Origin of the sequence: Formosa bonchosmolovskayae (assembly GCF_051016085.1) — a bacterium.
GTDB lineage: Bacteria > Bacteroidota > Bacteroidia > Flavobacteriales > Flavobacteriaceae > Formosa.
In genome coordinates this window covers 3,600,160-3,619,556 of the sequence record NZ_CP174605.1, presented here as the reverse complement: position 1 = coordinate 3,619,556, position 19,397 = coordinate 3,600,160, and the positions used below count along the sequence as shown (strand labels likewise).

The 19,397-nt window shown below is 34.5% G+C and carries 21 protein-coding genes; 10 read left to right on the top strand and 11 right to left on the bottom strand.

The annotated features are described in order from the left end of the window. Nucleotides 1-3 precede the first annotated feature (3 nt). The 8 genes from ACKC83_RS15635 to ACKC83_RS15600 form a co-directional block, all read right to left on the bottom strand. Entirely contained in the window at nt 4-2,253 is a 2,250-nt protein-coding gene (locus ACKC83_RS15635; protein WP_434036236.1) for a hypothetical protein, read from the bottom strand. After that, a complete protein-coding gene (locus ACKC83_RS15630; protein WP_434036235.1) occupies nt 2,250-2,909 on the bottom strand; it encodes a DUF1266 domain-containing protein in 660 nt (219 codons plus the stop codon). The genes ACKC83_RS15635 and ACKC83_RS15630 overlap by 4 nt, the downstream gene beginning before the upstream one ends. A 3-nt stretch (nt 2,910-2,912) precedes the next feature. Then, nucleotides 2,913-5,399 (bottom strand): hypothetical protein, encoded by a 2,487-nt coding sequence (locus tag ACKC83_RS15625; protein WP_434036234.1) that lies wholly within the window; start codon nt 5,397-5,399, stop codon nt 2,913-2,915. A 43-nt stretch (nt 5,400-5,442) separates the two neighbouring features. After that, nucleotides 5,443-6,501, bottom strand: coding sequence for an SMI1/KNR4 family protein (locus tag ACKC83_RS15620; RefSeq protein WP_434036233.1), 1,059 nt, complete (start codon nt 6,499-6,501; stop codon nt 5,443-5,445). Between the two features lie 91 nt (nt 6,502-6,592). After that, on the bottom strand, nt 6,593-7,009 hold the full coding sequence (locus tag ACKC83_RS15615) for a hypothetical protein (protein ID WP_434036232.1): 417 nt from the start codon (nt 7,007-7,009) through the stop codon (nt 6,593-6,595). 60 nt (nt 7,010-7,069) lie between these two features. Continuing rightward, on the bottom strand, nt 7,070-8,203 hold the full coding sequence (locus ACKC83_RS15610; protein ID WP_434036231.1) for an adenylosuccinate synthetase: 1,134 nt from the start codon (nt 8,201-8,203) through the stop codon (nt 7,070-7,072). After that, nucleotides 8,204-9,064 carry a hypothetical protein gene (locus ACKC83_RS15605; protein ID WP_434036230.1) on the bottom strand — a complete coding sequence of 287 codons (861 nt, stop codon included), beginning with the start codon at nt 9,062-9,064 and terminating at the stop codon, nt 8,204-8,206. Between the two features lie 2 nt (nt 9,065-9,066). Then, nucleotides 9,067-9,417 carry a hypothetical protein gene (locus tag ACKC83_RS15600; RefSeq protein WP_434036229.1) on the bottom strand — a complete coding sequence of 117 codons (351 nt, stop codon included), beginning with the start codon at nt 9,415-9,417 and terminating at the stop codon, nt 9,067-9,069. A gap of 162 nt (nt 9,418-9,579) precedes the next feature. On the opposite strand from ACKC83_RS15600, the gene ACKC83_RS15595 reads away from it, so the two are divergent. The 10 genes from ACKC83_RS15595 to ACKC83_RS15550 all read left to right on the top strand — a co-directional run bounded on the left by ACKC83_RS15595 (nt 9,580) and on the right by ACKC83_RS15550 (nt 17,308). Continuing rightward, the gene (locus tag ACKC83_RS15595) at nt 9,580-10,485 is read left to right on the top strand and encodes a DUF6892 domain-containing protein (protein ID WP_434036228.1); all 906 of its coding nucleotides are present in this window, start codon (nt 9,580-9,582) and stop codon (nt 10,483-10,485) included. Between the two features lie 184 nt (nt 10,486-10,669). After that, a complete protein-coding gene (locus ACKC83_RS15590; RefSeq protein ID WP_434036227.1) occupies nt 10,670-11,311 on the top strand; it encodes a hypothetical protein in 642 nt (213 codons plus the stop codon). Between the two features lie 211 nt (nt 11,312-11,522). After that, complete coding sequence (locus ACKC83_RS15585; protein ID WP_434036226.1) at nt 11,523-12,686, top strand: hypothetical protein; 1,164 nt, start codon at nt 11,523-11,525, stop codon at nt 12,684-12,686. Between the two features lie 70 nt (nt 12,687-12,756). Next, nucleotides 12,757-13,176, top strand: a complete 420-nt coding sequence (locus tag ACKC83_RS15580) for a DUF2262 domain-containing protein (RefSeq protein ID WP_434036225.1) — start codon at nt 12,757-12,759, stop codon at nt 13,174-13,176. A 12-nt stretch (nt 13,177-13,188) separates the two neighbouring features. Next, nucleotides 13,189-13,896, top strand: coding sequence for a DUF1963 domain-containing protein (locus ACKC83_RS15575; RefSeq protein ID WP_434036224.1), 708 nt, complete (start codon nt 13,189-13,191; stop codon nt 13,894-13,896). Between the two features lie 65 nt (nt 13,897-13,961). Beyond that, a complete protein-coding gene (locus ACKC83_RS15570) occupies nt 13,962-14,720 on the top strand; it encodes a DUF2314 domain-containing protein (protein ID WP_434036223.1) in 759 nt (252 codons plus the stop codon). 22 nt (nt 14,721-14,742) lie between these two features. Then, entirely contained in the window at nt 14,743-15,744 is a 1,002-nt protein-coding gene (locus ACKC83_RS15565; protein WP_434036222.1) for a hypothetical protein, read from the top strand. Between the two features lie 2 nt (nt 15,745-15,746). Then, entirely contained in the window at nt 15,747-16,202 is a 456-nt protein-coding gene (locus tag ACKC83_RS15560; protein ID WP_434036221.1) for a hypothetical protein, read from the top strand. Between the two features lie 144 nt (nt 16,203-16,346). Further along, nucleotides 16,347-16,856 carry an endonuclease V gene (locus tag ACKC83_RS15555; RefSeq protein WP_434036220.1) on the top strand — a complete coding sequence of 170 codons (510 nt, stop codon included), beginning with the start codon at nt 16,347-16,349 and terminating at the stop codon, nt 16,854-16,856. A gap of 20 nt (nt 16,857-16,876) precedes the next feature. After that, nucleotides 16,877-17,308 (top strand): hypothetical protein, encoded by a 432-nt coding sequence (locus ACKC83_RS15550; RefSeq protein ID WP_434036219.1) that lies wholly within the window; start codon nt 16,877-16,879, stop codon nt 17,306-17,308. 82 nt (nt 17,309-17,390) lie between these two features. Here ACKC83_RS15550 and ACKC83_RS15545 read toward each other — a convergent pair whose 3' ends face one another. The 3 genes from ACKC83_RS15545 to ACKC83_RS15535 all read right to left on the bottom strand — a co-directional run bounded on the left by ACKC83_RS15545 (nt 17,391) and on the right by ACKC83_RS15535 (nt 19,288). Continuing rightward, nucleotides 17,391-18,161 (bottom strand): hypothetical protein, encoded by a 771-nt coding sequence (locus ACKC83_RS15545; RefSeq protein WP_434036218.1) that lies wholly within the window; start codon nt 18,159-18,161, stop codon nt 17,391-17,393. Nucleotides 18,162-18,213: 52 nt separating this feature from the next. After that, nucleotides 18,214-18,588 carry a hypothetical protein gene (locus ACKC83_RS15540; RefSeq protein WP_414034780.1) on the bottom strand — a complete coding sequence of 125 codons (375 nt, stop codon included), beginning with the start codon at nt 18,586-18,588 and terminating at the stop codon, nt 18,214-18,216. 76 nt (nt 18,589-18,664) lie between these two features. Then, entirely contained in the window at nt 18,665-19,288 is a 624-nt protein-coding gene (locus ACKC83_RS15535) for a hypothetical protein (protein WP_434036217.1), read from the bottom strand. Between the last annotated feature and the right edge of the window lie 109 nt (nt 19,289-19,397).

Here is a 19,397-nt window from a genome sequence, read left to right as displayed (position 1 = left end):
CCTTTAAGCGAAATATGCATTTCTTATTCTAGATTTGATTTCTTTTAACGTTTCAAGTTCATCATTTTCAAATTCGATATCCAGTTTACAAACGCGTTCTAGTAAATTATGTCGTAAAAACAAGTCGTCATTACAAGTTGAATTTGCAATCTCTAAATGTTCTAATATAGCATTCTCAGCGGGTTGGTCTTTACTTAAAAACATGGCGTTGTATTTGGTGTAATCTTCTATATGTCCGATACCTTTAGAAGCCTCTTTTAACACTTTTAACAAGACGTGATATTCGTCTTTTTCGAATTGAAAAAAGGAATAATCTGGATAATTTTGCAGGAGCTTTTCAAAGGCCACATAACTTTCGTGGTATCGATGTTCTTGATGTAGCAAATTTGCATAATCATAACCTAATTTCCAGTCTTGAGCTTGAGGCACTTGGCTTTGAATGGTTTCACAGAGTGTAATGGCAGGTTCATTATCACCAAAACCTTCGTTTGCACACGATAATGCTAATTTTAAATAATAAGCCTTGTTAGTGGCTAGGGTAGATGCCATTTGTAAATCAGTAGATGCGGCAGTGTTATCGCCTAACATCCAATGCATAAACCCATTGTTTCTGTATTCTAAAAATGTTGTGGGCTGGTCTATTAAATCTTCCGGGCTAACGGCAGGTAAATCTTCTGGTTTAGGTAAGTAATCGTAAAAACAAATCCACTGAAATACAGTATATAATTCGGGTGCCAATTGTTCTTGCTCGTAATTATAAATCGCATATTTATGCGCTTCTTTGTAATCGCCCATTTCTATAAGGGCCTCGACACACATATTCATGGTGCTACAATAGTCGGAATCTCCAATCTCATAAAAATTGATTTCGGAGTACATATCTTCAAAAAACGCTGTAAAATTTTGATTATGTTTGTGAATAATCATACGTAAATTATACAACCAAGGGGCATAAGAATGTGGTGGTAACGGAAAATCGTTAAGGGCTTCATTAATCACGTCATGAGCTTCATCGAATCGCCCTAATTTCACTAAGGCACGGGCCTGAAAAAATAAGGTTTTAAGCGTTGGCGTTTTTCGTCTATGAAATTGTACCACGATATCCAATATGCCTTGCCAGCTTTCTATACGGCTATTCACTTCTAATAAGTAAAACAAATATTCACTCATTCGGAGTCCGTTTCTATAGGCTTCGTGATAGGCTTGTCCGGTTTCTTGATAATTTAAATTAAAGAAAAAAGACTTTGCTTTTAAGACTAGTAATATTGGATTATTAGGATTTAAAGCCAAGCCACGTTCAACACAAATTTCTAAGGTTTTTTTGTTTTTTGAATAATAGTATGACGAATTTCCTATCAATACATATTGATGCTGTGCCAATTGCCAACCCGAATTTGCCAAGGCTTTCATGTAGGCTTGATAGTCTTCGAAAGTGCTATATTCTTCTTCAGGGAATTTAGGTTGCTCTGGTGCGCTTAAAATTTGCGATACCATGTCGTACTTCATAAAAGTTTTTGCATAATCTGCTAATAAAATACGCGTGGTAAGATTTAATTCTAATAGTCGCCATTCGGACACCCATTGCTTTTGATTTTCAGAAGCTTTACGTTCCCATAAGTCCACTTGAATACATGCTAAATTCTGACTGGATTGGTCTAAACGTTCGTCTAATTGTAACCCTTTTAAAACGGTTTTATTATGTGTAGCTGATGCTAAATCTAACAGCTCGTAACAATCGGCTTCTTCTGTAGATGTGCATAAATATTCTAATTGAGCCGATTCGATATCCCAAAGTAACAGACGTGCTTCTGTAAGCCCAGGATAACATTCTAAAACATATTTCAGAATAAGAATGGCTTCATTAAAACGATTTTCGAATTGTAATTTTAAGGCATAATGCAAGTGCAATGTGTCGTTATACGGATATAACATAAGTGCTTTTTGATATACCAATTCGTCACATTGTTTATAGTGGCTACACACATATTCGTAATCTGAAGCTTCAACGTGATTCATGTTTTCTAAACCTACTAAATAAGATTGTAAAACCTCTATATTCATCTCTTCATAAGCACCTATATACAGCATGTAAATACGATAATATCTAGCAAGGTCTGTATACCTATCTTCTATAGCTTTAACATTATCTTGTATAGCACGTATATAAGGTTGCAAATGCATATAAAGATTGGCTTTATACAATTCTTCTGCACGCTCAATATGCGCTATAACCTCTTGTCTTGATAACCTCATTTTTTCCATGTTTTAAACCAATCGGCATGTTCTATATGTAAACGTTGGTAGCATTCCCATAACGTTTCTGTTCCTGGAAATTTACTCATATCTTGTTCTGTTGTTCCCAATACGTATTCGTCTCCCAAACACACATTTCTGTGAAAATCTCCCCAACTGGAGAAGGTCGACTTTATGGTGTCATGCGCTTCTTCTAAACGTAAAATCATTTCGTCTGTGTCTATAAAACCTAAAACGTGACCTAAACGCATTTGAAAAATATAATATGCCATTTCGTAACCAATAAGTTTCTCTTTTTTTAGGCTGAAACGGTATTTCCACACCATTTTATAGATGCCTTTTGTACTCGGGTTTTCTTCGGCATTGTATTTGGCATCAAAGTCGGTTGTGGTACTCATACGAAATTCTATGGCTAGTTTTTCGAACTTGTGTGAGACCATTTGTCCGCTTTCATAACGTTGTAAACTATTGCGTAAATGCAAACCAGATTTTATACCGTACAGGTTTAAAAGCCGTTTGGCTTGTTTCACTTGCATGTCGTTTTCTAAGTCAAAACCAGACCAACTTGTTAAGTCGGCGTTTTTATGATTTTTCTTTAAAATCAAGGCCGATAAGTTTAATTGGTCTTGGATTTCGGGTGTAATATCTTGTGTCATGTTTTAAGCTTTTAACTGGTGAACAACGTCTAATAAAGCGGTTTTTAGGTGGTCTGAATAGGCACCGGAATTTGCCATCGCTTGTAATCCCATGGCGTACGAAGGTGCCATTTTTGTGTCTTTTACTAGATGTACAAATATACTTCTGCAAAGATTCCCGTAGGTTTCGGATGTTGTTCCGGGTGCTAAATCGGTATCGAGTAAGGTCATATAAAGCACTTGGGTAAATTTGGCTTCTATTCCTGTTTTATCATCAGCTAACCAAGTTTTAAATTCTTCTATTTTCTCATCTAGCGGTTGTAAAAGTGCCGTATCACAATTACCGGATGTTCTGTAATTTTCTAAATTATGAAGTACTGCATCGACATATTTTTGGTTGATGTTCTCAACTTCCATCTCTATTTTAATGGATGGCATAGGTTCTAGAGTTGTATTATGTTCTGAAATTGGTTCTTGTTTAAAGTGCATGCCATAAAACCCTTCAATAGCAACTAATAATTCTGTTAGATTGCTAAAACCTGCTTCGTCACCCTTACTGTATTCATACAGATATTTTACAGTATTTGCATTGAGTTTGTCTTTGTCTAACGCACCTAGAAAATCGGTTAAATAGATTTCAATTTGCGTCGCAATAGTCCCTAACATAGAATTATCGAGTGCTTTCAGTGTACATTTTCTATGAAAGGTGATAATACGATGTATTGCTCGGTCTAAAAAGAAACTGACATCCTCTTCCATGGCATTAAAATAGGTTGCAGTACGCAGACCTTGCGTATTTAAAACATCCGAAATCCAAACAGCTTCTTGTCCGGAACTGTAATAAAAATCGCCTAAATAATTAAACCAAGCTTGAATGATACTGAGGTTAAGCGGACGGTTTTCATTAATGTAATGTCCGCGTGCAAAGGCGTTACAAAGGTCTTCAACGTAAGCATCAATATTTTTTAGTGCCGAAATCTCGTTAACGCGTGTAAAATTCCCTGGCTCTACACATAAGGTCGCGAGTGTCTTAACTATAAACGGTAAATGTTGTGTTCTAATAGCATTATTAGTGTCTCTTGCAGAATAGGCTAATGCTAATAAATATACTTGTAAAATTTCTTGCTGTTCTGTAGTGTATAACTCTGCTAACCCCTCGCGCGCATCAAAAAACGTGCGGACTAAAAACTGATTTAACGGATTTTTAAGACCTGCTTTTTTGAAGTCGTCAAGCCAACCTTTGAAGTTGTCTTGCGTTTGAAACACATTCTGAATTAAAAACGCTCCAGTCGCTTGAAAATCTTTATGTTGAAAACGCATTGTAGGAAGTACGTCTTTACAATCTTCAATTAATAATTTTGAAAATACGGTGTTATACGTTTCCGTTTGATTCGCAATTCCTGTTTTGGGATGACAGGTATTAAACCAAAACGGAATGCATTGCAATGGGAGAGCTTCGGCAGAATTTTCGCTTAAAATATGTATCCCATAATCTTTAAAAGCTTCTGTATAAAAATGACTTCCGCTATCGACAGTTAACCAATGTATAAATCGCATATAACAACCATCTAATTGTAGTATCGGAATATTTTCATCACGATTATTAAACAACAACACATCGCCAGCATCCCAAACTTTAGATTCTAAACCAACGATTACGGGGTAATTATTTTCAGAGGTTTTTATATTGAGTAACTCAAGACTTTTCACTTCACCAAAAATCAGACGTTCTTTTAAAGCCTTATGAAGTTCAAAGGTTTGCTCTAAATGGTCTTTGTAAAATAGTGCTAATTCTTGGCTAAACCATGGCAACATCAAATCGTAAGCACCTGGCATATAAACCCGTCCTACTGGTAATATGTAGTGAAATTTACTGATAAATTTTAACCAATCATTTTCAAAGAAATGTTCTATAAAATGGTTGTCTATCTTAAATGAAAACGTACTGATAGTTTTATCAGAATGCACTACCGAATAGGTTTCATTTAAAATTGCATGTTGAAGACACTGCTGAATTAAAAAATCGGAATTCAGTACATCTCGAATATCAAAAATTTGATGCACCAAAAAACGAGCAACAGGCAAGGACGCTTCAGATTCACTGAGAACTATATGTTTTAAAATCTGAAACACTTGGGTTTTTACAGCTTCAGAAACGGCTTCGGAATTTAAATAACTCAGACTAAACTGTAAAAATTCTACGAGTTTATTTGTGCTTTTTTCATCAGGATAAAAACCTTTTTCTAACAACGGCAACCAAGAGGCAACAAAGTCTAAACCTTGTTCTTCATTAGCGTACAACTTCGGATAAAAATAAATGTGTTGCGCTACATTTTCAGTAAAAATAGCCGTTACATGTTCTAAATCAGTATTGTTTTTTAGAGTGTGATAAGCGTCATAATCTGTGGCATTTAAAGCTTCTAAAGCCTGAATTATGGCTTTTACTTCAGCCGGCTCAAAAGATGCTGTGCTTAATTGAGGTAATATGTGTTCTTTATAAATCGCAGACATATGCTGGGGATTATTCAAAATTTAAATGCTGTTTTTAATATCCTTATTTGGCGATATAAAACCATTCGTTGTCTTCAATTTCACTTTCTGGTCTTCTTAAACTTTCAAAAAAGGAAACGAGGTCGTCGGCTTCGATATATCCAATTTCTTGGTCGGCACCAAAACGGATAATTTGTCCGGGGTTTCCTTTGGTATTCGGCGCAAAATCGAAGGCGAGAAAATTCCCGTTTTCTAAATCGAAAAACGGAATCCAATAGGGTGTGGTGTACATTAATAGCGCTTTCCCTTGGTTGGTAGAGTATGTATCCAACAACTCTTCTTGCGTCCAATCGTCATAAATATCTTTCCATTGTTTCCATTCGTTATACATGTCTTCTGCACCCATAATGGCACAACGGTCAATGCCGTTATGCAAGCTTAAGTAGTCTTTTATGAGTTGCGGAAACGGATAGCCGGCTTCTTTTTCAAATGTTTTATAAATGGCCTCGTTATTTGTAGGCGGATGAAGCATTAACCCTTTTTCTGAAATTAAACCGATGAAAGATTCTACCAAGGCTTTCATATCTATACCAGCTTCCAGCTGAATAAACGGCGCTAAAAAATCTGCCTTTTCTTTTGCCAATTGTTCGGCTATAAACTGATTGGGAATAAAATGATTAATAAAAGCACCTGTATGCTCTTGGAAGGTGATGTGCTTTAAATTGCTAATAGGTTGTGAGCTAAAACTATTTTGTCCAAAAGAATACACAGAAGATGTTAGCGTTTTCTCATTTGGGTCTTCATCTAATATAGTGTCACACCATTCCTCAAAAAGCGGTGTTTGTTCTATTTTAAAGGCGTAAACCATTTTACCTTCAAGATAAGCAATGCCATAAAATTTGTGAATACTGATGTAATCTGGCGTAATAAATAAGAGTTTAAAGACAGTTTTTCCTGTATGTTTATCAACAGCTTCTAAAAGGGCATCTCTAAATGTAAAACTGTTACTATAATGATAAGGGTCTTCTAGGACAGGAAAGGTATCGATTTGAATGTTTTCAACATTAAAATCCGTCCATTGTAAATCTTTAAAATTATCTGAATATGCGGTGTAATTGGTCATTTTACGTGTGTAAATTTAGAATGCTAAGGTACTTTGGAACATTGTAATTTTTATCACTGAAACTAGTGATTTTGTAAAACAAGCGACTTGTTTAATCACTAATTTTACTTTTCAAGGTGCGTTCTAATAAGGGAAAATGCTTAGGTTCAATCTGACTAATAAGGCATCTTATTTTCTTTTCTTTTTCATTCGGATTCTGATACGTGATTACGATCACTTTTTTTACAACCGCATAAGATTTAAGCGCGCTATAAGGCACCGTTGTTTTACCTATAACCCCTGGTTGAAACACGAAATGGGTCTCAAAAAACTTGAAAACTTTAAGCTTTTTGTTAAAGACATAAAGACCAAAAAATACGATGGCACAGCCTAAAGGAATCACTGCTTCTATAGATATATCTTGTAGGGAAATTAGGCAAAGCCCTATCATAAATAGTGCAAAAACTAAAGGTTTATATTTTGCTTTGGAACTTAATTCAATCCCAGAGTCGTTGTTTATTTTGGTCATAATACATTTTAGTGTTTTTTTTCTGTAATCATTTAACGTTGTGTTGAATTCTTTAAACTCTTAGTCTAAAAGCTTCTGAATACATTCTCGTTTTGGTCCGTAACTTCCGTAAACAGTATGGAATGTTGTATCTAATTTTTGAAGCAAGTTATTAAAAGAAAAATGAGGTAATTGGTCTAAACAGGTTAGCATGAAGTGCTTGTTAATGTTTAAATCTTGATGATGAATGGCATCGCAACTCAAGGCATAATTCAGAAGTTCAGGGGCTAAAGCTTGTGTTCTAAATTCGCCTTGAAATTCGTTAGTCACATTCGCTTCATTTTCATTATTCTGAAGGGTTACAGCTTCTGTTTCAGCCATAGGACCATTACCATGACGTGTTTGATAACAACGCGACACATAAAAGATGTCAATTTCTGAAATGGTTTTTATATGATTTTTAATAAGCTGAATTGCATTTTTAGACGTGGTATAACTCCAGGTGGTATGCGGATGAAAGCCATGTTGGGTATCGAGTAAAATGCCCTGACTGCCTTCAAAAATAAAATGCTCGAACGTCGTTGATAGCTCTGAAAGTGTTGCTACACTATAAAACTTCTGAATGGCTAAGCAACTGTCTATAAAATAGTCGTCTTTGTAATCTTTTAGTTCGTTTTTATAATATTCTTGAACAGACTTCGATTGACTTTTTAACTTAGTATCGTAATAGGTTTTGATACTCTGTAAACGCTGTTTTAAAATCCATTTAAATTGTAAATCGTTCGCATAAAGATATACCTCTTCTTTATTTCTCGCGATAGTAGTTCCAAAACCCAAACCACAAGAGCCATGATTTTGTTGTTTTTCCAGCGCTCTGTTATAGGCAATATCATAAAAAGTAGTAATCATCGCCAGCGGATGCACATATAATTTAGGCTGATAGATTTTTAAAAACTCACCTTCGTCTAAAATGGCAGGCGGAAATAGGGTAGTGTGCTCCGAATAATAGGTGGGTACGCCCAATAAGGTTCCCGAACCAAAATTACTAAACGTATGCGTTAGCTTTTCCGTACTTACGGTATGTCCAATTTGGTGTCCGCCAGAAAATCGTACCACCAGACTTTTTTCAGGATGTTGCGATGCCAGAAAATCGGTAGTTAACCCTTTTCCAGTATCACCAAACCCTAAATCTATAACGAGACTACATCTTGTCATTTATAACATGTTTTCTACATCAACATCTGTACTGTTCGATGTTGTTTGTGTTGCCGTACTCGGTTTATGATTTTGAATCACAACCTCTGCAATACGTTTTGCTACCGTTTTATAATCTGGAATTTCTATATAATTATCGCCTAAAAGCGCTTTCCAATCTCCTTTTCGACGTATTTGTTTCGACCATTCGTTATGCTCTAAATGCATATGAAACACATTATAGGTTTCTTGTGCTTCTTTAATAATGGCTTCGGTAGTAATTGTTTCTGCCTCATTAGTACAGGTGTATCTTTTTATGATTTCTGCAGGAATAGTAGGAAATACAGGTTCGTCTCCAATGGTGAATAAAAAGCCTTTCTGTTGTCTTTTTTCCCAACAATCAATCGACGTATGACGTGCCGCAAATAAATGAGCCAAATTATAGCCTTCTTGATTGTTTCCGCCACCGCCACCTTCTAAGTATACGCGCGTTAACCAACGGTCTAATAATTCTGCCGAAGATTCAAATTGACCAACTTGTAACGGTGCACTGTCGTAAATAAAATCGCCAATACCTAAAAATAGCACTTGCGGGTCTTCAATTCCAGCTTCCATTAAAGAGCCAATTAAATCTGGTAACGCTTCTTTTACAATATGTTCGGGTACAAAACCCATACTTCCGGTAACATCTAATGCCACAATAATAGATACCGTTTCAGGATGTTCTTCAGAATCTCGAGACTCTCTAACAAGCGCTTTTGTAGGATCCATTTCAGGATCTATCTGTCTGGATGTAAATATTTCTTCTCTAGACTTATTACTATAGTCTTTAGATTTTCTTAATCGTGCGTATGCATCGTTACTAAATCGTCCTCCTCCCATAATTATAGTTCGTTAATTGTACCACCAAATAAGTGAGCGTAACGCTTTTTGGCTAATTCTAATTTTATTTCTAAGTTTCTAATTTTTACAGACATCTCTAAGTCTTTGGCCACATAATCTTTAGCATCAAAATCGGATGCTAATACTAAGCTATTTGCGTCTGTCGGACTCATATCTAGCATGTTCTCTTGTTCGCGTTTTAAGCGCTTTAAAGACAAGGCTAAATCTTCGGTTTCGCGTTTGTACATGAGTTGTGCATCTTCTGCAATGGCACTTGCACGATCGTCTCTTATTTTTTCGTTGTTACGTTTTAAAGATTCTAAAAACGCAGCACCTTTAACTTGCTCTTCCATAAAAAAGGTTTTCAACAAAGTTCGGTTTAGTCTATGTGGTTTTTATCCCTGAAAACTGTGATTTTAAGATTTGTGTTTGCTTAATTACATATAAATATCACGGAATACAGGCATATTCTCTTTAGGTGGTGTCCGTATCTTTGGACGAACAAAAACGTACTTATGATTGCATTACATTTATCTTCAAAAGGATTTCAAATAAATACTGTTGCCATAGAATTTCCCGTGTCTATAGACGTGTTAAAAGAGTGTTTGGGAGATGATTTAAATATTTTTAAAAGAAAAAGTAACACCATTTTTACTTGGAGCGCGTTAGGTATTATGGCGTATTCTAAAGATGGTAATATCGCAGAATCGATTACAATTGCCATCAAATTGGACAGCTATGAATTTAGTCCGAAACAGCCTTTTTCAGGCATCTTTCATTTTAATAATCAAGATATTTTAAGTTACTACGCATCTCATAAAAATCAGCATGTAAAGTTATTCAAAGGCGATGATAGTGGTGCTTTGGTAGCCAGTGGTATTAGTGCTTGGTTTAGTAAAGAAGACGATAGTATTGATGCCATTCAAGTACATACTTACATCCCGTATGAACGAGGTGCAGGACTGCCAGAAGATAAATACACCATGAAGCCACTGGACGAAGACGTTTTGGTTTTTGAAGATTTTGGGTTTAAACTTTCTGTGATTGAAGAATTGATGTATACCAAAGGTTTAATGAAGCCTGTTTTTGATTTGTATGAATTTGCAGATTGGCATAAAGGTCGTGAAATTGATATTGATGAAGAAGGCTACGAACCTATAGCCGAAGTCACCCAATATTTTAAAGACCTACCCATACCAAAACGTATGGCTTCTGAAATCACCGATTTTTATCAAGACGGTGGCAACGATATTTATATGAATTTATGTCCGTTTTCGGGAGGTGCTGTAGACTATTGGGATATTGAAACATGTGTAGATGCCAAACAATTTCCCAATTTAAAGAAAGTGACACTGTGTTATGCTACCGAGTCCGCTTATGAAGAATTTATAGCTTTGGGTATAGATGCGGAATGGCTGTAATGCATTAAAAATATCATACCGAAATATACAAAAGCACGCTCATAATGGCGTGCTTTTGTGGTAGTAATTATTACTCAAAAACTCAAAACCTAGAATTTAGTATTTATAAGTATCATTAATTTCAGTGATAGAACTCAGGGGCTTAAATTCTAATTTTGTTTTGTATAATTAAAACAATGAGATAATGGGATTAGGAATTACAAGTGGCATATTAGCAGACTTTATAGAGAATGAACCAGAAGGTTATGAGGCGTATAAAGCTATTTTTGACAATATAAATGTGATATTAGAAAAAAATAATTTAGAACCACACCAAGAACCAGATGTTTTAGATCAGGCACCTTTATTCTCTGGAGGTTTTCCATATGATTTTTTACATCACTTAAGACGATTTGCTGCCCACACTTGGGAGAATGAATATGAGGAAAATTGGGTGCCCACACCTTTCTCGCCAGAAGAAGAACCACAAGGCGACGAGATTTTAGAAGAGCATTATTCATATATGTCTAGTCATCTTTTAACGCATTCCGATACCGAAGGATTTTATATTCCTGTGCAGTTACCAGAAGTTCTTTTCGATACCGATGAAGCACCTGTTCCTGGAGCAATGATTGGATCGTCTTACGATTTGCTAAAAGAATTAAAAACGCTTACAAAACCTTTGGGCATTATATTAAACGAGCAGGATAGTATTTCAAACTTACCGGAACTCAATAAAAGGATACACGATAAAGGTGATTTTTGGGTAGAGACTTTAGTTTGTGCAACACTTTTAGATGCTGCCAAATTTAGTATCACTAATAAAACTGCTATCGTTTTCAATTAAAGAAAAGTATAAATGCCATTGTATTAGCGACTATTGCTTTACCGTAGTATTTAGTAAAAAAAGCACGCTCCTAGAAGCGTGCTTTTTCTGTTAGTTTAGTATGTTTAAAACGGTATTACCTGAATACAGTATGTTTCAATCTCACTACTTTCAGGGATAAAATTCAGAGGCATTACTTCTAGTTTTGACATGTAAAATAAACACATTCAAAATGAAAAATACTCTACTTTATTTCGTACTTATATTAATCTTATTTACGTCTTGTAGCCAAAAAAGTTATACGGCATTGTATCGGGAAGATACACGATTAGCACAAAATGAAATCAAGTATAATTTACCTAAAAACCTCTTAAAATTAGAGATTGTTTATACATTAAATGAACCTAGAGTTTTTAAAAATGGAAAGGATCAAGCCTTAACTTCAAGTACCACTAAAATCACGATTGAAGACCCTTTAAAAATTTCAAAATTATTGGTTGCAGATCGGTCTAAAACTTTCGTACTTAAAGGCGCCCAAGTTGCTGAAGATTATTTTTTAAATCCAGATGAATACGCAGATACAGCGAATACAGAAACGGTTTCCGATGTTTGTGTACAGAATATAAGCAGAACAGAAGCTGTTTTAAAATCATCGTTTACAGATTCTTCTAAAGAAGCTCAAGCTTACAGATCAGTTATAGAAATTTTAGATAATTTATCTAGAATAAAGACTAAAGTCGATGCCGATTATACTTTGGATTTGGTGTCTATGTACAAAAGTAAAATTACCACAGTTAATGAAGATTTTAAACCGTACATCAGAAAATCTAAAATAAAATATACTGTCATTATCGACCCATCTGCTAGCGAATCGCCTACAGGACAATGGGCTGTTTTAAGTAATGGTAACATACAACATACTATTTATCCGAAGCATATTTTTAAGGAGAATACCGAGCTTATTGATACGGTTACCATAGTGACACCAAATATCGAGAACTATAGGCTGGCACATTTAGAAGATAAGGATGCTGTAGAAGGGCTTGTGTATCGCAGTCCGTCGTCTGAAAATTTTAGCGTTAAATTGAATAATCAATTACTTGACGGTGATGCTTTACAATTATCGCAATTTGGAACTATGAAAGTCATTACAGTAGACGAACTTATAAGTGATGCAGATTCCGATATCTTATTATTCAAATCTAAAGACACACATAAAGCAACAGGTCAATCTGAGACTATTGCTAGCCTAAATGATACGGTCGAACTTTTAGATTTCGATTCTAACGAAACCATAGAAGCCTCTCAAATAGCTATTAAAAATGAATACGAAGAAAAATTGAAAAAAATAGACTTGCTAATTAATAAACTTAAAGCACGTAAAAAAGAACTTTAAAATTCAATATCACTGAAATCCGTTACTTAAAAAACCAAGCAAAGTTTCACCTTTGTATAGCATAAATAGATTGAGAAAAGCACTTTATCTAACATTAGAATCCATTTCGGATGCTTATAAAGTAACTCTAGCATGCGATTTGTATAAAATAGACTTACACCTTGATTTAGGTAATGCGAGTTTAGACGATATGATTGCTTTTGCAAACACGATTTTAGAAGATTTTGTAAGCTTCGAAACCAAGGCAAAAACAGCAATTGTGATTGATTTTTTAGAGAACTATAATGAGAATTGGGCCGACGAAGAAGAAGGTTATCCTGAATTAACAGAGGAAACTTTTAAAAATAATTTAGAGGTTACAGCCATTCATTTCTATTATAAAGATTTAATCGATGTTTTTTATACAGAAAATGCCATGTTTGGAAATCACTATTTGGTAACGCATTCTCACGACGGGAAACACTTTAAAGATACCACTATGTTTGGTTAAAAACGAATAATTATGACCGTAGAAGATATCAAAAATAAAATTGCAAAACCAGCAACTACGTTTCGTGCGGGAGGTTTTAGACCAACACATACTATTGAAGAAAGTTGGTTAGGAAAGGTATTCGCTTTTCATGAAGATGAAGAACTTCCAATAGATAAAAATGGAGATTTAATGTTACCATTAGCCCAGTTTTACCTTCCTAATTTACCTTACGTACACCCCAATATTAAAAAAACAAAACTGATAACGGTTTTTATATCACAAGCGTTACCGGAACAATTAGAACCTATGGGAGACCGTTGGATGATCCGTGAATATGAAGATTTAGATGGCATTACCATTAAAAATATTGACCATCCAGATTCTTTCTTAAAACCATTTCCATTACAAGTAGATTTTCAAGAACAAGATTTTCCATTATGGGATGGCGGTGGTTTGTCTATAGATATGGAATCTGAAATTTTAAAATTAGAAGACGAAGGGATAATAGACGATTATTTCGATATCTCAGAACATATTTACGACCATAAAATTGGTGGCTATCCTTCGTTTTGTCAATCTGGAATTGGAGATGCAGAGGGCTTTGGAGAAGGCTTTCAGTTTGTGTTTCAAATTTCTTCAGACGAAAAAATAAATTTAAATGTGGTCGATAGCGGGAGTTTAATGTTCGCTAAAAATCCTGATACCAAGCAGTGGAGTCTGTATTACGATTTTTATTAATTGAATATTAGAACATCGACTGTAAATAGCTAAAGATAAAAACATCAAAAAACCTTAATAATAATATGAGTCAAGATACTAAAGACATCATTTACGCCGAACAAAATATAAAAATGAAGGAAGCCTATAAAAAAGCCCAAGAGACCTTTAATTACTTCTGGAGAGAAATCTATTGGGATGCCAAACGCGTTATTCCTGCACACGATTTAGCCTTGGTTAAAATTCCTTTTCAACAAATGGTAGGAGGTCGAGAAGAACCTATTGTAGAGCATATGTGGATTAGCGAAATTGAATTTGATGGCGAATATATTACAGGCGTTCTAAGCAACTCCCCAAATAGATTAACGAATGTTGCGGAAGGCGATACCATTACTAGAACAGTATCAGAAATTTCCGATTGGATGTTATCTATAGACCGTAAAACCTATGGTGGTTATACCATTCAAGCCCTACGTTCTGATATGACAGAAGAGGCTAGAGCAAAACATGACCAGGCCTGGGGATTAGATTTTGGCGATTACAATAATATTCTTGTAGCTCACTTACAAGAAGAGGAACAAGGGAATTTAATTGAGCACCCTATGAGTAAAATCATGGAAACTCCAGCGCGAGATTATTTTAGCGCAAATTTAGATGTTGTAACCGCTAAAGATGAAAATGGCGTTACCAGATTACACACAGAAACTATTGCGGGAAACAAAACTGCAGTAGAGATTTTATTAGAATTGGGAGCAGATAAAACGGCTAAAACCAATACAGGGAAGACTGCTTTAGACTTTGCTATCGCTTTAAATTGGTCGCATTTGGTACCCGTTTTAGAATAATTTAATATCTAACATTTTTTCAATGAAAATCAAATTCACTTATATTCTAATAGGAATATTATACACGCTTGCGCTCTGTTGGTTTTTCATAAGTTACCATGAAGAAGGAAACGTGAATTTGATTTTTAATAAAGACATTAAGGATGGAGACATTATTTTTCGTTGCACTGCCACCGAAAATTCAGAAGTAAAAGATTTTAACGAGTATGGGATTATTAAAAAATCTTTAGGCGATTTCTATGTCTGGGATAATAAGAGTACGATGAAAAGAAGGCTCTCTAAATGGGTAGAAAAAGGCACGCACCATAAAGTGTATCGCATTAAGGCTTCAGAAAGTTCTATGACATTCGAATTACTTCATGGTACTTATAATCATTTACTGCATTCTGATGCTCTAGAATTTATAACCGAAAAAAACACTCCGTTTTTAAATCAAAATAGCAATGAGGATGTCCAAAACTCTACTAAAATGCATGATATTTTAAATTATATACCGAACGGATATCACCTGATTTATTTTGAAAATAGGCCAAACCGTGTTCATGCAGATTTAAATAAGGATGGCATTTTAGATTATGCCGTATTAATTACAGACGGAAATAGAGACGTCGGATATATAGATGCTAACAAGGTAAAACTGGCCATATTTGAAGGTCAAGAAGACGGTGCTTTTACATTGAAAAATGAAACCGGAAATTTAACTTATGCTTTTATTTATAGAAATTTAGATCAGAACATTAAAGTCTCAGATAGCAATGTAATTAGTATAGCCCATCAATCTATGCGCCATGATTATGAGCTAAAATTCCGTTACCAAAAGGAGCGTAAAGAGTATATGCTTGTTGGTACAGCATACAATAATTACGGAAATGCGATACATAAAGGTGCTGAGAATACAAAAACAAATTTCATCTCAGGAAAAAGAATATCCACTATCAATGGAACGAAAACAACGATTATTGAAGATAAATTTATATCCATTTCGGAGGTAAACGATAACAATATTTACGATTTAATACATTAGAAGTGCATTTACAACAAATCATCTTAAACATTAATAACTTCCATGTTACTGAGGATATGGAAGATTATGAAATCAGTGAATTTTTTGATGCTATTGGAGAAAATTTACCTGATACCAGTACTTTAACCGATTTAGAGAAAGAGCATCTCATTCAATCACTTTTCGGCTTTCTAAAACGGCACGATGCGACGTTAGAAGAAGATTTCTCGTTTATCCACGTCATAGAAGCTATAGATAAACCATATTATAAGATGTATTACCCAGCACTGATAAAGTTCAATTCTGAATATGGTACACTAAATTCTACATTTTTACTTAACAGATTTATCAATACGCTAGAAGGTGAAGAGCGAGAAAAGAGTCTACAGGTTTTAAAAGTTATAGCAGATAATACATCTTATGCAGAATCTGTAAGAGCACATGCTTTAGATTTTTATAAGCATCAAACGGAATACTAAACAAAAAAGCGCTTTACCAATTACAGAGAAAAAATGGAAGCGAAACTTTTTTTTCTAATGTTTTCAATATGGCATATAAAATTCGATTTATAATAGCCAATTGGATTAAGACTTTAGTTACTAAAAAAACAAAATTCAACACTTATGATACTCGCTTTTGATACGTATTATTACGACGGAAAGGCCAAAACCATTGCGGTAAGTTTTAACGATTGGGAAGATGAAGCTCCAACGCAAATTTACACCGATAGTATTGAAGGCGTAGCACCATACGAACCAGGTTCTTTTTATAAACGCGAATTGCCGTGTATTTTAAGTTTACTAAAACAAGTGAATTTAGATGAGGTACAATTAATTATTGTAGATGGTTATGTGATTCTAGAAGAAAAACACTTGGGCTTAGGGGGGTATTTATACCAAGCTTTAAACCATAAAATTCCGGTTGTTGGTATTGCAAAATCTGAGTTTGTGTCTAAAACAGCGGTATTTAAAGAAGTGTTTCGTGGCGAAAGTAAAAAACCATTGTATGTCACGGCTATTGGTACGGATAGAGATGAGATTTGTAGCGCCATAAAACGCATGCACGGTAAATACCGAATGCCTACATTATTACAGATTGTAGACACAAAGACCAAAGAAAATACTAAGAACTAATACTTTAAAAAGTTACAACTATGACTGAAAATTTAATTATAACCTCGGTAGATGAACTAAAACCAATGTTTAGAAAAAATTACAGGGAGTTTATTGCAGAAAAACCAAGGACTATAATTTTTGAGGAAGAAGAATTTACCTTATATAATTTTGAAAAGATGATGAAACGTACCAACATAGATGGAATGGAAGTTAGCCATATTTATGCATTAAATCCGTATGTTAAAACGTTAAGTGAATTTATGAATCCGTCATTTAAAGATTTAGATGGGTATAAGTGGAGTTTAGAAAAATTAGCTTTAGGTAAAGCTATTGGTGCTAATTCTGAAGGTGATTTATTATTTTTTGGTTGTTATGATAATACTAAAGTGCATGTATTTCGTCACGATGATGGCAGTATAAAGAGAACTAAATTAACCTTGTTTGAAATTATAAAACAATTTTCTGAGTAAATTTTAGGTACGCATCGTAAATAATAAAAAAGCCCAATTATAAATTTTATAATTGGGCTTTTTAGTTTTTTTAAGACAGAAATTATTCGGTATATCTTAAAAACAAATGGTTTTTATTTTTTAGGATGTCTGCTAATTTTTCAAATTCTGATTCGGTGGTGTTGTACAATTTTGCCAAGTCAGCTAACAATGCTTTTAATTCATTGTCTTTTAAGGGCTCATTTCTTATAAATCCTAAAAAGGAAGCCCCTATGCCAAAAAGTTCAAGGTTGTAGGTTTCAAATAGGTGTTTTGATAGCGCGTAATTTTCAAAAGGACTGAAATCGGCATCAAAATATCCATTAGGCAAGCCAGTAAGTCCTTCGTGTGGTTTTTCAACAGGAAGAATTTTCAAGATAACTTGTTGGTCTAAAAAAGCTAATGGAGATTCATTTATGTTTTCTAAATCGATAACATCGTCTTCAGAATTGCTTATGCCTTTTTCACAAACCGTTTTAAAATCAATCCCTATTGTTTGTTTTAAAAAGTTTTCTCGGATAATAAAATATTCCGATGGAGTAGAAAGATGCCCCAAATGTTCGTTATCTTCATCATAACACGCTTCATCGAGTCCAGATAAATCATAACCGTCTGTATCTAGCAGAGAATTGTAATCACAAGCGTGACCACTGGTATATTCGGCTTGACCTAAATCATCAAGCGTTAAGATTACAGTCTTGTCAGGATGATTTTGTTTATAGGTTTGATAAACGTCCATAAGTTCCTCATACGACTTTATATTTTCGATTAAGAAACTCTCAAATAACCTTTCTTGGTAAGGCTCCCGAGTTTTAATTAATTTTTCTATGTTCATAGTTTTGTTTTGGGCTATCGGTATTTCGTAGATCTAAAAATGTAATGAGCTATTAAGCTGACATACGGTTAATGGCTTCCATACGTTTTAAAATAATTGGCACAAACAAAGCGAATTTGGCATTAAATTCTTCTTGAGTTTTAGACGTGTTTAGATTAGCGCCCATAGTCATCCAAGTGTTAAATAACGCATCTTCTTTGCTAGCCTCATCTGTGTCAATATTTAAGGCTTTAATTAATTTGAAGTTTTCATCGTCACTATAAAAATCTGTGGTCCTTACAATTTCAAAAATGAGTTCAAAAATGCTTCGGGTATCTAAAAGCTCACTAATTTTTATTTCGGTTTCCTTCTGGGTACTAATAGCCTCAAAAATGTCTACCATTAAATTTTGTACTCTACCGTTAATACTGAAGTCTAGATTTTTCAATTGTTGTGTGTTTAAGTTGTAAAATAATTACCGATGCTTACACACCGGTAACTAGGTCTGTATTAGATTCTGAAAATTATAAAGGAATATGTCCTACAATGTCACAGTTTTTCACGGAATACACCAAGTCGGCGATACGCTCGTTAGGGTTCTCCTCATCACTCCAATTGTACTTATGTAGGTAAGCAAACTTATCTTTAGTTTCTTTATCGGCGTGTTGTGAAATAATCATTAACTCGCCATATTTTGAAGTCGACACAAATAAATCTTCAGATTCTAGCATAGCGTGTGCTTTTTGCATCTCTACTTTGCTAAAAACACGTTCACTTGCAAAATAAGAATCTGCAGAAATAAGCGCTTTATTGTTTAGTGCTTCAGCATATTCTAATGTCGATTCTAAATCGTCTAAGTTTTTATACGCGTCATTTAGTAGTTTTCCGCCTTCGTAAATTTCTAAATCGGCCATCGTTAAATACACGTAACCTTCTGGGGTGTCTACACCGTAAACAGCAACTATTTTAGAAGGATCGTTTTCAGTATCGCCTTTTATCGCGGTGGTTTGTAGAATTTCACCATCTAAACCGTCCCAAGTTCCTGCTTTTACAATAGGAAAAACTTTGTATTCGCCTTGACTTGCTTTTGTTACGATAGCCTGAATGTCTGCTAAATTATCTGTTCTATTAAGTGGACTTATTTTCATCTTATTTGTTTTATTATTTATCACAAAATTATTGAAGCAAGCCACTCTTTCTATCACGGTATTCAGCTATTTATGAATTTAATGGTTTGCTTCTTAATATAAATTTCTT